The organism is Chitinophaga sp. OAE865, assembly GCF_040546735.1.
Lineage (GTDB): Bacteria > Bacteroidota > Bacteroidia > Chitinophagales > Chitinophagaceae > Chitinophaga > Chitinophaga polysaccharea_A.
Genome location: NZ_JBEPOF010000001.1, coordinates 6099641 through 6114904 on the forward strand (window position 1 = coordinate 6099641; position 15264 = coordinate 6114904).

Consider the following 15264-nt stretch of genomic DNA (forward strand, 5'->3'; position numbering starts at 1 on the left):
CGTTCCCGGAAAAATCGTTACTTTCACCACTAATAAGAATGCCGGAAAACATAGTCCGGAAGACGTTATGAAGTACAGAGCAGCAACCATCAAAGACATCGCGCAGGCGCTCCGCCTGTCCACCTCTACTGTGTCGCGCGCATTGCGCGACAGCCATGAAATCAGTGCGGCTACAAAGCAGCTGGTACTGGAACATGCAGCGCGGTTGAACTATCATCCCAATCCCATCGCGCTGAGTTTAAAAGAGAAAAAGAGCAGGTCTATCGGCGTGATCGTATCTGAAATTGCCAACAGTTTTTTTTCACAAACGATCAATGGTATCGAATCTGTAGCTAACGAGAAAGGCTATACGGTAATTATCTCCCAGAGCCATGAATCATTTGAGAAAGAAGTGAGAACATTACAATACCTGGCTTCACGGTCGATAGATGGGTTGCTCATTTCCGTGTCCAGCGCCACAAAAGATCTTACGCATCTCAAAGCGCTGCACCAGTACGGGTTTCCGATTGTATTTTTTGACAGGATCATTGAAGACATTGCTACGCATAAGGTGATGGTAGATAATTTCCAGGGCGCCTATAATGCTACTATGCACCTGCTTCAGCAGGGTTACCGGCGCATTGCATGCATTACCAATTCCGCTCATCTTTCCATTACACGGGAGCGTGTAGCCGGCTATGTGGCTGCATTGGAAAAACAAGGCATCCAGGCGCAGCCGGCGCTGATCAAGTATTGTTTTCATGGCGGCATGCTGCTTCCTGAAGTAACAGATGCGGTGAACCAACTGCTTAAATTAAAACAGAAACCAGATGCTATTTTTACCACGTCGGATAAACTGACCACCGGTTGTATGCGGGCGCTTAAAAAGGCCAGGGTAGCTATTCCCGATGAAATAGCCCTTACCGGGTTTTCCAATTCGGACCTGATTGAGCTGCTGCATGCGCCCATCACGGTTGTACGGCAACCTGCTTTTGAAATGGGACAAGTAGCCACCGAGCTGTTGTTGCAACTGATAGAAAGCAAACGACCGGTGAAAGAATTTGAAACAAGGGTATTACATTCAGAATTGCTTATACAACCGGCGGCAAAGAAGAAAAAATAACCGGTCCTATTCCACCCTCCACCAATCCACATCGGCCCAGCCGGCATCATTTGTTTTTACATCCCGGCTGCAGCATAATCCCATCTTCGCACCTATCCACCTGCCGGGAACGGCGGTAAAGGGCTCTCCTGTATCAGTAAAGGTTTTTCCATCTGTACTGTAGCTGAAACGGCAAATGCCGCCTGCAGTTACCTTTACGCGGAAAAATATATCCGTTGCCGTTATATCTGCTATTTCTGTAACGGTTTCAGCATTGCCTTTATCTGCCTGTTTACAGGTGAAGTACGACAAATAAACACCGTTTGCCCTTTTGATCAGCGACAAGCCCGCATAATCTGTTCCCATCACAAGAAAGCTGATACGGTCGCCGGTTTGCCGCGGTTTGAAGCTAAGCTTTGTGGTAGCCTGGAATACCGGCGCCGGGAATTTCTGCAGGAGCACATTGGGCACTTCCCAGAGGTTACGGGCGCTGTCCGGCACCTGTGCACCAAATAATCGCAGGCTGCCTTTGGCCACGGAAGGAAATGCCCATCCGGCAGCCGGATTGGCCTGCCATTGCCACTGCAGCCCTAATGCCGATGTGTTAAACTCATCAGACTCCTGTGGCGTGGCAACCGGTTGAGGGACTGCTCCATTGGGTTTACGAAATGTCAGCACCGGCTCGCCTTTCCCATCGTTGTCGTGATCCACTCCTATCACGGGCCAGTTGTTCACCCATTTCATCGGCTGGAGGTGTATTACCCTCCCGTAGGCATCCAGGTCCTGGAAATGCAGGAACCAGTCCTCCCCTTTTTGCGTTTGCACCCAGGCGCCCTGGTGTGGCCCATTTACGGGCGACTTTCCCTGGTCCATCACAATTCTGCTTTCGTAGGGCCCGTATACCTGCTTAGAGCGCATAACAAGCTGCCAGCCGGTGGCAACGCCGCCTGCGGGCGCGAAGATGTAATAATAGCCGTTACGTTTGTAAAACTTAGGCCCTTCCAGCGTGGGATGATCATCATGCCCGTCAAATACCATTACACCTTCATCCATAGCTTTAGTGCCGCTGGCATCCAGCTGCTTTACCACTATGATGCTTTTGATACCTGCACGGCTGCCGGCATAGGCATGCACCATATATACGTTCCCGTTATCATCCCATAAGGGACAGGGATCAATCAGCCCTTTGCCTGCCACTACCAGCTGTGGAACGCTCCAGGGGCCTGTGATCTGTTTTGCTTTCACCACGTATATCCCAAAGTCCGGATCAGGATAGTAGATATAAAATTCGTTGTTGTGATAACGTATAGCAGGCGCCCAAACACCATTGCCGTGCCGGGGCGCAGCAAAATGATCATAAGGAGGCTGCCTTAGCAAAGCATGCCCTATGATACGCCAGTTCACAAGATCCCTGGAATGCAAGATGGGCAATCCGGGAACCGCATTGAAGCTGGAGGCCGTGAGGTAGTAATCATTTCCTACGCGGATTGCGTCGGGATCGGAATAATCTGCATACAGCACAGGGTTCTTATAAGTACCGTTGCCTTTGTCTGATACCCATACCCTGGAAATATCTTCGTTTGATTGTGCAATTGCGGTGGTGGCGAGCAGGCATAATGCACAGGTAATTATCTTCATAAAAAAATTAATTGTCGCTTATTCTCCAGGCATATACCTTACAGAGACGCTTGTTTCATAACATGACTGATATTGCGACGGTCAAAATAGTAAACGGCTTGCAAACGCAGCGTATTATTTATGCAATCGTTCCCGGCAAAAGGAGTACCTGATGCATTACCGGTTACAGGGCATGAACAATTTACAGAACGGACAACGGAATAATAACTGATATTTGTAACATCAGTTTATTTAGAAAACCATGCAAGAAATTATTATCCGTAAAGCCACCCAGGCCGATTTACCTGTATTACTGGATTTTGAGCAAGGCGTCATCGCCGCTGAACGTCCTTTTGATCCTACTTTAAAAGAAGGCGTTATACATTACTACGATATAGCTGCCATGATCACCGCACCACATATTGAGCTATTGGTAGCCGAAGCAGAAGGCCGCTTAATTGGCTCGGGCTATGCGCGTATTGAAAATGCCAAGCCTTATCTGATATTTACCCGGTACGCCTACCTGGGATTTATGTATGTGGTTCCCGCCTGGCGTGGGAAAGGGGTAAACAGGCTGATCATAAACGGTTTGAAAATATGGGCACAATCACAGGGCATTGCTGAAATGCGCCTGGAGGTGTATGCCACTAATGAGCCCGCTGTAAAAGCCTATGAAAAGGTAGGTTTCCGGCAACTCCTGGTAGAAATGCGTCTGCCCATCTGAATTTCAGCGGCTTTGCAGAAAAATGGCACAATTTTCGACAGGTGCGGAGTAAAGAATTAGAACCATGAAACAGATACTCGTAGCCTTAGCAGCAGCAGTCGTTTTATTCTCGTGCAAAAGCAATGCTGATAATGCCGCCGCTATTGAAAGTGCAAAGAAAGCCACCATCGATTCTATGAACAATGTAAATGCCATTAAACAACAGGTGGTAGATTCCATGAATGCGTTAAAAAGCAACCGCTCTCACAGCCGTGAAAACGTTGCCGGTACCCAATATAACAATGAAGCCGCGCCCGTGGTAGCTAATACAGAAGCTCCCGCTCCCGCCCCTGTAAAGAAAAAGGGCTGGAAATCCTGGAGCCATACAGCAAAAGGTGCCGTAGTTGGCGCTGGCGCTGGTGCAGTAACCGGTGCTATCGTTAACAAAGACCGCCTGAAAGGCGCTGCCATAGGCACCCTGATCGGCGCCGGTGTTGGTGCTGGTACAGGCGCCATTGTAGACCATAAAAAGAAACAATCAGCCCAGTAATAACAGGCAATCATAAAGAAACGGCGTATCCTCACGGGTACGCCGTTTTTTTATGATGCAGTTTACGGCACCGGAAGATGATAATAGATTGCTGATATTCGTAAAAGAAGGATGGAACCGGCTTTCCTACGATAGCCCCTGCTGCCATTACTTTAGAGAATAACGGTAACGCTGCTACGTTATCGTTGTAGCCGGCTGTTGCGGTGCTGATGCCCCCACTCATTCAACTGGTCCCATACAGGGATGAGCTGCGCTGCTATTTCGGTGAGACTGTACTCTACCCTGGGCGGCACTTCAGCATAAACGGTCCGGCTAACAAGCCCCTCTGCCTCCAGTTCCTGCAGGTGAAGCGTGAGCATACGGTCGGTAATATTGGGAATATGTTCTTTCAGCTCGCTGAAACGCAACGTTCTGTTCACCAGCTTATACAGGATAAATAATTTCCACCTGCCGGCCAGGATATCAATGGCATGGGCCACTCCGCACACGCCTGAGATCTTCTCGCGGTTTATGTGATTGGTAGACGTTTCCTTACGCTTTGCCATTACTTACAATTTTGTGTGTTGCATACAATAGGCTGCAAAAATACAAATGTAATGTTCGTGAAATAATTTTGTCCGCAGTTATTAAAAAAACAATTTATGAAGATACTGATAGTATATGCGCATCCTGAGCCAAAGAGTATGAACGGTGCTATGTTTCAGACAGCAATTACCACATTGCAGGAAGCAGGCCATGAGGTGAAAACATCCGATCTCTATGCCATGCGCTTTAACCCCGTTTCCGACAGGACTAATTTCACCAGTGTATACGATGATACTTTTTTCAAACAACAACTGGAAGAAAAACATGCCTCCCGTATACATGGCTTTGCAGCCGATATCGCAGCTGAACAGGAAAAAATAGCCTGGTGTGATGTAATGATCTGGCAATTTCCCCTCTGGTGGTTCAGTGTTCCGGCCATTCTCAAAGGCTGGGTAGACCGGGTGTTTGCCATGGGCACGTCGTATGGCGACGGGCACATTTATGAAACCGGTATTTATACCGGGAAAAAAGCCATGCTTTCCCTCACTACCGGCGGACCGGAAAATGCGTACCTTCCCGGCGGCTTACACGGCGACCTGGATGTGCTGCTGAAACCTATTCACAGGGGCATATTTCAATTCACAGGTTTCTCCGTGCTGGAACCACAGGTGATCTACGGCCCGGTGCGGCTAACACCGGAAGAACGCGCCGAAGCCCTGGAGCAATGGGCATTAAGACTCACCCATATTGCAGAAGAAGCCACTATTGAAGTAACAGCATACTAAGTTGATCTGCTATGAAAATACTTATCATAGGCACCACCGGCGCCATGGTTCCTTCACGCTTACCTCCGGCATACTGGCCGATGAGCCAGCCAGGGACGCGGCCGCGGGCTCGCTGGTAAGCGGGGCCATCAACAGCTTTACAATAGCAGCGGCCACTGAATTAAAAAGAGATCTCCGCATCAACACCGTAAGCCCCGGACTGGCAGCCGATTCTGCAGGCGCTATTGCACATTTGTTCCCTGGCTTTAACCCGGTGCCCATGCAGAAGCTGGTGAATGCTTACCTGAAAAGCGTGGAAGGAGTAGTTAATGGTCAGATCATACGGGTACACGAATAAACACAAAATGCAAGCTGGTAACAGCTGTTTTTCTAATGGTAAATTAATGACTGAAGGATCATAACGGCATCATGTTTGAGGCAAGGCGCGCATGTGGAATCAACTTATAGAAAATGCGGACCACCTGCCTGATTTCTTATGGAACCTTATACTGGCGGGCATTGCAGTCGTTACAGGATGGCTGATCAAATATCTGTTATCGATCTTCTTACGGCAATCAGTACGAACACATCAGGACTTTTCACTGATACACAGTATCCTTTTCCGTTTAGGAAAAGCTTTCAATTATTTCCTGCCCTTACTGTTGCTCAACATGGCCATCCCGTTGATGCGGGTGCCTCCCAAATATGTACCGGTGCTGAGCAAAGTAGCAGAAATAGCGCTTACACTTTCTTTCGCGGCATTAGTGATAGGCGCCATTAAAGTGCTGGAAGATTACGTATACCATACCTATGATCTGAAAAAAGCCAATAACCTGAAAGAGCGGAAAATACGCACCCAGCTGCAGTTTATCAGGAAGGTATCTATTGCGGTGATCCTGGTGCTCACTGCCTGCGTGATCCTGCTCAGCTTCGACAGCATGCGTAAACTGGGTGCAGGGCTTCTTACCGGTGTGGGCGTTGGCGGTATCATCATTGGCTTTGCCGCGCAGAAATCACTAGGAAACCTGCTGGCGGGCTTCCAGCTGGCATTTACACAACCCATACGTATAGATGATGTGCTGGTAGTGGAAGGCGAATGGGGACGTGTGGAAGAAATTACGCTTACCTACGTGGTGCTTAGTATATGGGACCAGCGCAGGCTGATTTTGCCGATCAATTATTTTATAGAGAAACCTTTCCAGAACTGGACCCGTAACAGTTCTGAAATACTGGGCACGGCTTTCTTTTACCTTGATTATACCGTACCGGTAGACCAGGTAAGGGCTGAATTTGAAAGATTACTTGAGGCGTCCTCACTGTGGGACAGGCGCGCAAAGGCCCTGCAGGTAACGAATACCAGCGAGCGCACTATTGAAGTAAGGGCGCTGATGAGCTCCTCCAATTCAGGGAATGCGTTTGACCTGCGGTGTTATATCCGCGAAAACCTGGTAAAATTTATAAGGGAAAATTACCCCGGCAGCCTGCCCAAAACCAGGGCCATTATGGAAGACATGGATGGCCGGTCATTATCAGCCTAACCATTTTTCCAGCACGATCATGTGCCTGCATTGAATACCGTTTTCATAAATAGGCTCAGAGTAATGCGTGGTAAAATAATTTTTCCGGATAGCAGAAATTTCAAATCCCTGTCGCTGGTACAGGTACAACTGCGCAATGCTGGAGTTGCCCGTGCCAATGCAAATCTTTTTGAAACCGTCTGCCCTGGCGCGCTGCGCGGCATCCTGCAATAACATCTTTCCCAGGCCTTTTCCCTGGTGCGCCGGGTTCACCGCGATGTTCCTGATTTCCATTGCATCATTGTCTTTCAAAAGTACATATGCAGCAATTACCTGTTTCTTTTGTTCAAGCACATATACATCGCTGAAAGGAAGGTAACTGTTGATCATTGTTACCGATGGATCGGCCAGCAGCAAAAGGTCGTAGGGCATCTTCTCATTTGAGGCTAATTTCCGGATAGTCGTTTCTTCCTGGAGGGTGGTCATCACTGAATAATTTTGTCGGTATAAATTGGAATAATAGGTACTTACTTACAAACCGGGTCCCCGGGCAACAGCTACAACAGGTTTCAGGGAACAGATTAACAAAATGAATATACAAAAAAAACAGGCATCTGTATAAACAGATGCCTGTAATAAAATGCCTTATTGAATAGCGATATATTGCCGTTTTACATTATTACCATAAATTTCCACCTCTGCATCCTTGCTGGTGGCGGTGGCGCCGCCACTGATGCTGACAGATCTCTCTTCACCGGGTAAAACAGAAATATAATTATCGCTGTAAAATACCGGTAAGATCCTTTTCTTGTTCTGTGCGTTCACCAGCGATATACGGTTAAAGAACGCCACAGGACCACCTGCTGGATTGCTGATGGTAACAAGGATACTGTCGGCGCCGGCTTTCACCGCGGTTACTTTTACTGCTGCTGCCGGCATTTGTGCCAGCCCGGAATAGTTTCCCCTGGCATCGGGCAGCCAGTAAAGATTTTCATCTACCACCTGCTGTGAGGCATTCAGTAAACGCAGCGAAAAGAAGATGCCTTGTTTCTCCCTGAGCTTGTCAAGCAGGGGTTTCATGTTCATGAATTTCTGCACGGTGGTGGGGCCAACTTCTACAAACACCTGTGTGAGCAGGCTGTCGCGGCCCTGCATATCATAAGCTTTCAGCTCCAGCATCAGGTCGCGCGCATACCGGAAGGTATTGTTCACGGCCATCACCATGCCTCCATCGGGATCGTACATTACATGCAGGGGTGTGGCTCCTTTACGGGTGCCGTACAAACAGGCGTTGGGATCCAGGTAATAATCATACATCTGTCCGCGCAGGGCCGTCCATGGATTTTGTGTTTTCCAGATGATCACGCCGGTATACCAGTCCCACATATGTGAGCTGAACCCTTCCATGAGGCCGCGGTACTGGTCGTAGTTCACCAGCTGGGCCTTGTTGGCCCAGTCCCGCAGATCGTTTGTTTTTCCATACGGGTCCACGGCTTTGTTATAGGAAATATATTTGTGATAATCCCATACGGCATCGGTTTTACCGGTTTGCTGATCGGGTGGTACCAGGTTTTCAGCGGGCAGGAATCTCTCCAGCGATTCATAGTCGCCGGTACCTACGGAGCCTACTTCAGAGTTAAACGGAAAGGTGCGGGTGCTCCAGAAGGTAGACAGGGGTTGGATACCATAGGGTCCGTCGCCGTTGCCGCCAATAGTATTGTACGACATACTGTCTGAGTTGGAGTAATCGAAGAAATAGCGGGTGCCATCCAGTGTTGGAATAATGGAATCCTTCATAGCGGCAAACAGATCTGCCGGAGGCGTAATTTCATTACCTCCGCACCAGAAAGCGAGAGACGCATGGTTCCGTAACATTTTCACCTGGTCGGCCACGCTTTCCAGGAACAGGGAATGATCATCGGGATATTTCCGGCGGGTCCACTGGTCCTCTTTCTTCATCGGATCCTGCCATCTGCCGTTACAATCACCGGATATCCAGAAGTCCTGGAACACCAGCAGGCCGTATTTATCGCAGGCTTCGTAGAATTCAGGTCTTTCCGTCAGGCTTCCACCCCAGATGCGGATCAGGTTCAGGTTCATATCGCGGTGGAAGCGTACTTCCGCATCATATCTTTCTTTGGTAAAGCGGAACAGGGCATCGGAAGTGATCCAGTTGCCACCTTTAATAAATATTTTCTGCCCGTTCACTGCAACTTCGCGGCTGCCCGTATGCGTGTTCCAATACGTCTGGATTTCACGGACGCCAAATTCCACGTCTTCTTTATCATCTGTTTTTCCATTGTTTACAAACTGCAGCTGCAGCTGATACAATGATTGGGGGCCATAGCCGGCCGGCCACCACAACTTCGGCTGTTTCAGCAGCAGTTCCGGCAGCTGCACGGTGGTAGTGGCATGCGGGGGCAGGGTTACTTTTCTGGTAATGCGGTTGCCTGCCAGGGTATATTGTAAAGTGCCGGAGATGCTTTTGGCAGTGGCGTTTTCCAGGTCCGCTCCCACCATCAGGGTAACGGGCGCCTGCGGTCCTTCTGTTTTACGGACACCGGGCACACGGGTAATAATATGTGGATCCCTGATCCGTACAGCGCCTGTTTTTTCGATGGTCACCTTATCCCATATCCCGGTATTGCGGTCGCGCATGGGCTGGATCCAGTCCCACCCTGCCGTATACTGCGGCCCGTTGTTTTTGGCAATAGTACCATCGCCACCCTGGCCTCCGTTTGGATTGCCGGGGAACTGCGGTGGATATACAATAACAGCGAGGCGGTTTTTCCCGTTCTTTGCCAGGAAAGAGGTAATGTTATAGGACTGGCGGAGATAGGCGCCGTAATGAGTGGTTTTATTAAGGCGATGACCATTCAGGTAAATATCGCAGCCATCATTTACTCCCCTGAAATGCAGCCATACCTGGGCGTCGCCGGTGGCTGGCTGTTCTGCAAAGTCCTTTACAAACCAGTAGGTATAATGATCGCGGCCGGTGTGGTAAATATCCGGGATCTTTTCATTGTTCATGCCATACATCGGATCCGGTACCAGTTTATTATCCAGGAGGGTGGTGAGCACCGTTCCCGGCACGGTTGCCGGCGTCCAACCGGAGAGGGCATACTCCGGGTCTGAGAGTTGCTGACCGGTAACTTTTACGCCGGCAACATTACTGCATTGCCATCCGCTGTTGAGCTCATATTTTTCCTGTGCTGATAATCTCAAAAAAGATAGGAACAGCAGGCAGGAGATTGTTGATTTCCGAAACATAGTGCTTTATTTTACGGCCAGTAGTTGTTCACTGCCGCAAAGATAGCACAACCGGATCAAAACATGTATTTCCCGTTGAGAGGCGGGAAATGCCCATTCATACAATAAGCCGGATTACTTTTTTTCGGACAGTTCCTTTACCTTGTCCAGTGCCAGTGGCCAGGTTTTAACAAAATAATCTTTGTAGTCATCATTGAGGTCCATGTCTACTACTAACTCCGTTTTGCCGTTAACGTTAGTAAGCGTATAATTTTCATAAGCGCCTGCCCAGGCTTTCACTTTATCGCTGGTAAGATCTTCCACTCCATTGTTTATTTCACCAAGGTGCTGAAACGACATATACTCATTCGGTACTTTCTCTTCGATACGGGCTACCATACCCTGGTTGTTGTTGTCAAGGAACAGTACCTTGCTTCCTTTTTCCCAGTTGGTTTCCACTTTGGAACCGTCTGAAAAAACGGCGGTCCACTGCTGGTAGGAAGGATCTCCCCAAAGCACTTCCCATACTTTTTCACGTGGGGCATCGATTGTAATTTTAAATGTTGATTTTTCCATGATCATTAATTTATAGGGTTCATGATTTGTTTATTGTATTTATTCCGGTACTCCAAAGGAGTGAGTCCCGTTACTTTTTTAAACATAGTGCGGAATGTTTTGGTGTCAACATATCCCACGTCGTAAATCACTTCGTTTACATTCTTTGTGCTGGTTTCAAAATCGCGCTTCGCCGCTTCTATTTTTATCCGCTGAATATATTCCACCACCGTGTTGCCGGTTGATTTTTTGAATCTTCTCTCAAAGGTCCTTCTTCCTATGGCCGACATATCAGACAGTTGTTCCACTGTAATTTTATCCTGGTAGCTGGATTCAATAAACTGCTGGGCTTTGAGGATAGGTTCGTCGTTATGGGCTTTTTGCCCTTCAAAAATAATGAAGGGCGATTGGCTCTGACGATCTATATCAATGGCATATGCTTTAGCGGTGAGGATGGCAATATCCCTGCCTGCATATTTCTCTACCAGGTAAAGAATAAGGTTAAGATAGGAATAGGCGCCGCCACTGGTATAAATGCGATCGTCTTCCGTGATGATCCTGTCGTCCATCAGTTGTACATCGGGAAACATGGTCCTGAACTCCTTTGCCATTTTCCAGTGGGTAGCACACTGTTTTCCTTTGAGCAATCCTGTGGAGGCCAGAAAAAAGGCTCCCAGGCACAGGCTGGCAACAGAAGCGCCCTGCTGGTATTGCTCCCGGATCCAGGGAATAAAGTCCTTATTAAGCTCCGCAGCCTTAGCCTGATCCCCGTGTAGGGAAGGAATAATGACCAGGTCTGTTTTCTTGACCCCGTTTATCAACACTTCCGGTGATATGGTGAATAAGCGGTTACGCTGGCTTACTTCGGTCTTCAGCCCTACCAGCTGCACCTGGAACATTGGTTCCCGGTCTTTTTCAGCGAGGAAATTATTGATATCTGCCAGGATCTGGTAGCTGCCTTCGATGTTAACTAAACTGGTATGCCCGAGGGGAACCAGGATGGAAATATGTATCATACGCTGCTATTATAATAATTTATGCCGCAATTAGCCTGAGAATTGTCGCTATACACCCCTGTTATTTATCCGAACCATTACGATTTTTGTATTATGATTCTAACTAAAAAAATCCGGTTTTAAAATGACCTTCATCCATACCTACCTTACTTTTAACGGCAACTGCCGGGAGGCTATGACTTTCTACAGGGAATGTCTTGGCGGAGAGTTAAGGCTCCAGACCATTGGCGATTCGCCCGTTTCGGCGGAGATACCTTCATTTATGAAGCCTTTCATCCTGCATTCGAGTCTTACCAAAGGCAACCTGGTACTTACCGCTTCCGATATGGTGCCCGAATCGGGGCTTACTGCGGGCAATACCGTTTCTTTACTACTGGACTGTAACAGTGAAGAGGAAGCCCGTACTTTTTATGCCCGTCTTTCTGCGGATGGTATTGCCACCCATCCGCTGGAAAGTACTTTCTGGGGGGCTTTATTTGGTGGCCTCACTGATAAGTTTGGTCTCCATTGGCTCATTAACTTTGAAGGAAACAGCCGGCAATAAAGATACTATTTACCATTAAATGCTTTCTCGAGCGCTGCAATATCCAGCTTTACCATTTTCATCATGGCCTGCATGGCTCTGCCTGCCTTTTCTTTATCCGGATCGCTCAGCAGTTTAGACATGATAGTAGGCGTGATCTGCCAGGACAAGCCATATTTATCTTTCAGCCAGCCGCATTGCACTTCCTTTCCACCATCGGCAGTGAGCCTGGACCAATAATAATCTACCTCCTCCTGGGTTTCACAGTATACCGTAAAGGAAACAGCTTCTGTGAACGGGAATTGTGGCCCTGCATTGATAGCCAGGAATTCCTGTCCCTCCAGGGAAAAGGTAGCGGCCAGCAAAGTACCTGCAGGCACAGACCCTCCTTCTCCATAATATGATTTGTTCTTTACTTCTGCACTTTTAAAGATAGATGAGTAGAAGCTGATAGCCTCTTCCGCATTGAAGTTAAACCATAATGACGGCGTGATCTTTTGCATAACGATAGATTAAATTTTTAAGAGGTTCATTTCGTTACAAAGATAGCAGCCCTCTTTTTCTCATTTACGGTGCAAAAGCGACATTCTTTAGGGGCGCTTGCGACAATGCGGATTTTGTCGCGAAGGTTGTCTGACTCAGGATTATGATGATTTTGCTGATTACGCTGATTTTATTTTTAGAATTTTGTCAATGATTAAGAAAGATTGGGGAAGATAAAAGCGGTTATTCGTTTCCATCTTCCAAAATCCTTTAAAATCCCAATGATCAAATCAGCGTAATCAGCAAAATCATCATAATCCTGAGTCAGACAAAATTCGCTTAAATGGTTTATTTTGTAGTTCATTTACTACTTATGAAGCTAAAATTCCACACAAGTATCCTTTGGCTTATTTTAAGCCTGTTTGGCAGTATTGCAGGCCATGCCCAACAAACCACTTCCCCGCAATTCCGTGTTATCGCTTTTTACACTGCTAAAAATGATCAGGCGCATATCAGTTTTGTGCATGAAGCCAATAGATGGTTTCCGGAAATGGCAGCGAAATATAATTTCAGTTACGATTCCACCAACAACTGGCAAAATCTCAATGCTGCATTTTTGTCAAAATACCAGGTAGTGATTTTCCTGGATACAAGGCCGGAAGATCCCGCGCAACGCGCCGCCTTCCGGGAGTACATGGAGCATGGCGGCGGATGGATAGGCTTTCACTTTGCTGCATTTGCGCTTACGCCATCTGCCTTTCCGCAAAACTGGGACTGGTACCACAATACCTTCCTGGGCTCAGGATCGTATGGCAGCAATACCTGGCGGCCTACACCGGCTGTATTGCGGGTAGAAAACCGTTCCCACCCAGTTACCCAAAACCTGCCGGATACTTTCTCCACCGCTCCCAATGAGTGGTATCGCTGGAGCAACGACCTGCGTAAAAACCCGGACATCAGTATACTGCTGTCTGTTGATTCCAGCAGCTTCCCGCTGGGCACCGGCCCTAAACAACACGAGATCTGGCACAGCGGTTATTATCCTGTGGTATGGACCAATAAAAAGTATAAGATGCTATATGTGAATATGGGGCATAATGATATCGACTACGAGCATCATACCAACAAGGAATTATCTTTCACCTTTGCGAACGAAATACAGAACAGGATGATACTGGATGCATTACAATGGATGGGACAGAAAAAGTAACAATAAATAAATGCGCACAGGATCTACCCTGTGCGCATTTATTTATCACTTTGCCTGCAAGGTGGCAATGGTTTGCTGTTGCGCTGCCACCTGTTTATTCAGGCGCTCCACGTTTTTATTCAATTGAATAATATACAGGGTAAGCTCTTCTACTTTCTTTAGTAGCTGCTGGTCAAAATCGCCCAGGTCCAGCCCTTTTTCAAGTACCTCCTTTTCCGAAGGAATACCTTGCAGGTGCTTTTCTGTAGTGACAAAGTTTTCTACCTCCTGCAGGGATGGCAGCTGGTAATCAGGATGAAATACATAATCGGCCCAGGAGCCTTGCTGTACTTTAACACGGCGTGCACCAATGGCGCCGTCTACCGTGAGTTTGTAATTGGCTACCGGAACAGAGCCGCCAATGCTGATATTCCCGGTATTGCCATCTGCAATCATAAAATAATTGGCGCCGCCGGTGCCGTCTGAATTAACATTTGAAAAATACAGGTTAGCGCCGGAAGCGCCAAGACCAAATGACCTTGATGCACCTGCAAACTCAATGGCGGCGCCATTATATAGTTTCATTGATTTTTGCCAGTTGTTAGTGGTCCAGGCTGGGCCGCCTAATACATCTAACCTGGCCGAAGACGACTGAGTTCCAAGACTGAGGCTTCCCTGTATACCTATAGCATCGGTTGGAGCGAAAGGCAGCACATTTGTTACATTATCATCTTTTACTAAAATCAGGGACTCTCCACTTGCATACCCTGTAAACGAAAAATAGTTCAACGATGCACTGTTAACGATTTCTGCAGCGAGATAGGTTTTATTATTATAAACAAGCGTCACTAATCTTGACGGTTCATTATAACAAATAAGCGATCCCTTGGTTGCGTTATATGCGGTGGAAGTATTAACCTCTATTGTCCATTTTCTGTTAAAGGCCGAAGTGGCTCCTCTGATTCCTGTTATTTTTCCCATTACATGCATATCTGGTAACAACGTGCCTGTATATAATTCGTGCAGTAGTATATAATTAGGCCCCTGCGAGTCCTCAGATATCCCCGCAATAGGCCGGTTCACAAAATAATTCCGGTTATTATCCACCACCTGTAATTTACTTACAGGATTAAGTGTTCCTATTCCTACATTGCCGGTGTTGCCAATCACATTTGTTTGGGCGTTTACAGCTGTAAAAGCAAGTACAAAAAGTACAGGGAGTAATTTTTTCATGAGATTTTATTTATCAGGAATAATATCAGGGCAGAACAGAAAACATTGCAGGATTATACTGTAACGTCAGGTATGTTAAGGGTAACGGGTTAACCATTCTGAACATTTTCCATCCGGGAACAAAGAAAAGGAGAAAGAACAAAAGTATGGGTCACACTTTTGTGTTAATCCATGCGGATTTTGTCTGACTCAGGATTAAACTGATTACACTGATTACGCTGATTTGATTAATTTGGATTAAAAATGATTTGGGGAGATT

Annotated in this window: 16 protein-coding genes; 8 read left to right on the top strand and 8 right to left on the bottom strand. The window is 47.3% G+C overall.

Features of this window, described 5'->3' with window-relative positions:
• The first annotated feature begins 67 nt into the window (after positions 1-67).
• Positions 68-1102 carry a LacI family DNA-binding transcriptional regulator gene (locus tag ABIE50_RS24405; protein ID WP_209858728.1) on the top strand — a complete coding sequence of 345 codons (1035 nt, stop codon included), beginning with the start codon at positions 68-70 and terminating at the stop codon, positions 1100-1102.
• Positions 1103-1108: 6 nt separating this feature from the next.
• Here ABIE50_RS24405 and ABIE50_RS24410 read toward each other — a convergent pair whose 3' ends face one another.
• A complete protein-coding gene (locus ABIE50_RS24410) occupies positions 1109-2719 on the bottom strand; it encodes a glycoside hydrolase family 43 protein (RefSeq protein ID WP_209858726.1) in 1611 nt (536 codons plus the stop codon).
• Between the two features lie 241 nt (positions 2720-2960).
• Here ABIE50_RS24410 and ABIE50_RS24415 point away from each other — a divergent pair, with 241 nt between their 5' ends.
• Both ABIE50_RS24415 and ABIE50_RS24420 read left to right on the top strand, forming a co-directional pair.
• Positions 2961-3422: a GNAT family N-acetyltransferase gene (locus ABIE50_RS24415; RefSeq protein WP_209858724.1), complete on the top strand. Its 462-nt coding sequence runs from the start codon at positions 2961-2963 to the stop codon at positions 3420-3422.
• A 64-nt stretch (positions 3423-3486) separates the two neighbouring features.
• Positions 3487-3951, top strand: coding sequence for a YMGG-like glycine zipper-containing protein (locus tag ABIE50_RS24420; protein WP_209858722.1), 465 nt, complete (start codon positions 3487-3489; stop codon positions 3949-3951).
• Between the two features lie 179 nt (positions 3952-4130).
• Here the strand turns inward: ABIE50_RS24420 and ABIE50_RS24425 are convergent, their stop codons facing one another.
• Positions 4131-4496 (bottom strand): winged helix-turn-helix transcriptional regulator, encoded by a 366-nt coding sequence (locus ABIE50_RS24425; protein WP_209858720.1) that lies wholly within the window; start codon positions 4494-4496, stop codon positions 4131-4133.
• Between the two features lie 96 nt (positions 4497-4592).
• Here ABIE50_RS24425 and ABIE50_RS24430 point away from each other — a divergent pair, with 96 nt between their 5' ends.
• From ABIE50_RS24430 to ABIE50_RS24440, 3 genes are all read left to right on the top strand, one after another.
• Positions 4593-5261, top strand: coding sequence for an NAD(P)H-dependent oxidoreductase (locus ABIE50_RS24430; protein WP_209858718.1), 669 nt, complete (start codon positions 4593-4595; stop codon positions 5259-5261).
• A 1-nt stretch (position 5262) separates the two neighbouring features.
• A complete protein-coding gene (locus tag ABIE50_RS24435) occupies positions 5263-5598 on the top strand; it encodes a Rossmann-fold NAD(P)-binding domain-containing protein (RefSeq protein ID WP_209858716.1) in 336 nt (111 codons plus the stop codon).
• A gap of 91 nt (positions 5599-5689) precedes the next feature.
• Positions 5690-6778: a mechanosensitive ion channel family protein gene (locus tag ABIE50_RS24440; RefSeq protein WP_209858714.1), complete on the top strand. Its 1089-nt coding sequence runs from the start codon at positions 5690-5692 to the stop codon at positions 6776-6778.
• Here ABIE50_RS24440 and ABIE50_RS24445 read toward each other — a convergent pair.
• From ABIE50_RS24445 to ABIE50_RS24460, 4 genes are all read right to left on the bottom strand, one after another.
• Positions 6770-7243, bottom strand: coding sequence for a GNAT family N-acetyltransferase (locus tag ABIE50_RS24445; protein ID WP_209858706.1), 474 nt, complete (start codon positions 7241-7243; stop codon positions 6770-6772). The two genes, ABIE50_RS24440 and ABIE50_RS24445, sit on opposite strands and share 9 nt — an antisense overlap.
• A 159-nt stretch (positions 7244-7402) precedes the next feature.
• Positions 7403-10027: a glycoside hydrolase family 2 protein gene (locus ABIE50_RS24450; RefSeq protein ID WP_209858704.1), complete on the bottom strand. Its 2625-nt coding sequence runs from the start codon at positions 10025-10027 to the stop codon at positions 7403-7405.
• A 114-nt stretch (positions 10028-10141) separates the two neighbouring features.
• On the bottom strand, positions 10142-10582 hold the full coding sequence (locus ABIE50_RS24455) for an SRPBCC family protein (RefSeq protein ID WP_209858702.1): 441 nt from the start codon (positions 10580-10582) through the stop codon (positions 10142-10144).
• A gap of 5 nt (positions 10583-10587) precedes the next feature.
• Positions 10588-11577: a GlxA family transcriptional regulator gene (locus ABIE50_RS24460; protein WP_209858693.1), complete on the bottom strand. Its 990-nt coding sequence runs from the start codon at positions 11575-11577 to the stop codon at positions 10588-10590.
• Between the two features lie 124 nt (positions 11578-11701).
• On the opposite strand from ABIE50_RS24460, the gene ABIE50_RS24465 reads away from it, so the two are divergent.
• Positions 11702-12121: a VOC family protein gene (locus ABIE50_RS24465; protein ID WP_142688007.1), complete on the top strand. Its 420-nt coding sequence runs from the start codon at positions 11702-11704 to the stop codon at positions 12119-12121.
• 5 nt (positions 12122-12126) lie between these two features.
• On the opposite strand, the gene ABIE50_RS24470 is transcribed toward ABIE50_RS24465, so the two are convergent.
• Entirely contained in the window at positions 12127-12603 is a 477-nt protein-coding gene (locus ABIE50_RS24470; RefSeq protein ID WP_209858691.1) for a VOC family protein, read from the bottom strand.
• Positions 12604-12956: 353 nt separating this feature from the next.
• Here ABIE50_RS24470 and ABIE50_RS24475 point away from each other — a divergent pair, with 353 nt between their 5' ends.
• A complete protein-coding gene (locus tag ABIE50_RS24475; RefSeq protein ID WP_209858689.1) occupies positions 12957-13793 on the top strand; it encodes a ThuA domain-containing protein in 837 nt (278 codons plus the stop codon).
• Between the two features lie 45 nt (positions 13794-13838).
• Here ABIE50_RS24475 and ABIE50_RS24480 read toward each other — a convergent pair whose 3' ends face one another.
• The gene (locus ABIE50_RS24480) at positions 13839-15005 is read right to left on the bottom strand and encodes a hypothetical protein (protein WP_209858687.1); all 1167 of its coding nucleotides are present in this window, start codon (positions 15003-15005) and stop codon (positions 13839-13841) included.
• Positions 15006-15264: the final 259 nt, after the last annotated feature.

What these genes read in the sequence shown, in the direction of transcription:
- ABIE50_RS24405 (WP_209858728.1), top strand. Translation starts at nt 68, where the DNA reads ATGAAGTACAGAGCAGCAACCATCAAAGACATCGCGCAGGCGCTCCGC.
- ABIE50_RS24410 (WP_209858726.1), bottom strand. Translation starts at nt 2,719, where the DNA reads ATGAAGATAATTACCTGTGCATTATGCCTGCTCGCCACCACCGCAATT.
- ABIE50_RS24415 (WP_209858724.1), top strand. Translation starts at nt 2,961, where the DNA reads ATGCAAGAAATTATTATCCGTAAAGCCACCCAGGCCGATTTACCTGTA.
- ABIE50_RS24420 (WP_209858722.1), top strand. Translation starts at nt 3,487, where the DNA reads ATGAAACAGATACTCGTAGCCTTAGCAGCAGCAGTCGTTTTATTCTCG.
- ABIE50_RS24425 (WP_209858720.1), bottom strand. Translation starts at nt 4,496, where the DNA reads ATGGCAAAGCGTAAGGAAACGTCTACCAATCACATAAACCGCGAGAAG.
- ABIE50_RS24430 (WP_209858718.1), top strand. Translation starts at nt 4,593, where the DNA reads ATGAAGATACTGATAGTATATGCGCATCCTGAGCCAAAGAGTATGAAC.
- ABIE50_RS24440 (WP_209858714.1), top strand. Translation starts at nt 5,690, where the DNA reads ATGTGGAATCAACTTATAGAAAATGCGGACCACCTGCCTGATTTCTTA.
- ABIE50_RS24445 (WP_209858706.1), bottom strand. Translation starts at nt 7,243, where the DNA reads ATGACCACCCTCCAGGAAGAAACGACTATCCGGAAATTAGCCTCAAAT.
- ABIE50_RS24450 (WP_209858704.1), bottom strand. Translation starts at nt 10,027, where the DNA reads ATGTTTCGGAAATCAACAATCTCCTGCCTGCTGTTCCTATCTTTTTTG.
- ABIE50_RS24455 (WP_209858702.1), bottom strand. Translation starts at nt 10,582, where the DNA reads ATGGAAAAATCAACATTTAAAATTACAATCGATGCCCCACGTGAAAAA.
- ABIE50_RS24460 (WP_209858693.1), bottom strand. Translation starts at nt 11,577, where the DNA reads ATGATACATATTTCCATCCTGGTTCCCCTCGGGCATACCAGTTTAGTT.
- ABIE50_RS24465 (WP_142688007.1), top strand. Translation starts at nt 11,702, where the DNA reads ATGACCTTCATCCATACCTACCTTACTTTTAACGGCAACTGCCGGGAG.
- ABIE50_RS24470 (WP_209858691.1), bottom strand. Translation starts at nt 12,603, where the DNA reads ATGCAAAAGATCACGCCGTCATTATGGTTTAACTTCAATGCGGAAGAG.
- ABIE50_RS24475 (WP_209858689.1), top strand. Translation starts at nt 12,957, where the DNA reads ATGAAGCTAAAATTCCACACAAGTATCCTTTGGCTTATTTTAAGCCTG.
- ABIE50_RS24480 (WP_209858687.1), bottom strand. Translation starts at nt 15,005, where the DNA reads ATGAAAAAATTACTCCCTGTACTTTTTGTACTTGCTTTTACAGCTGTA.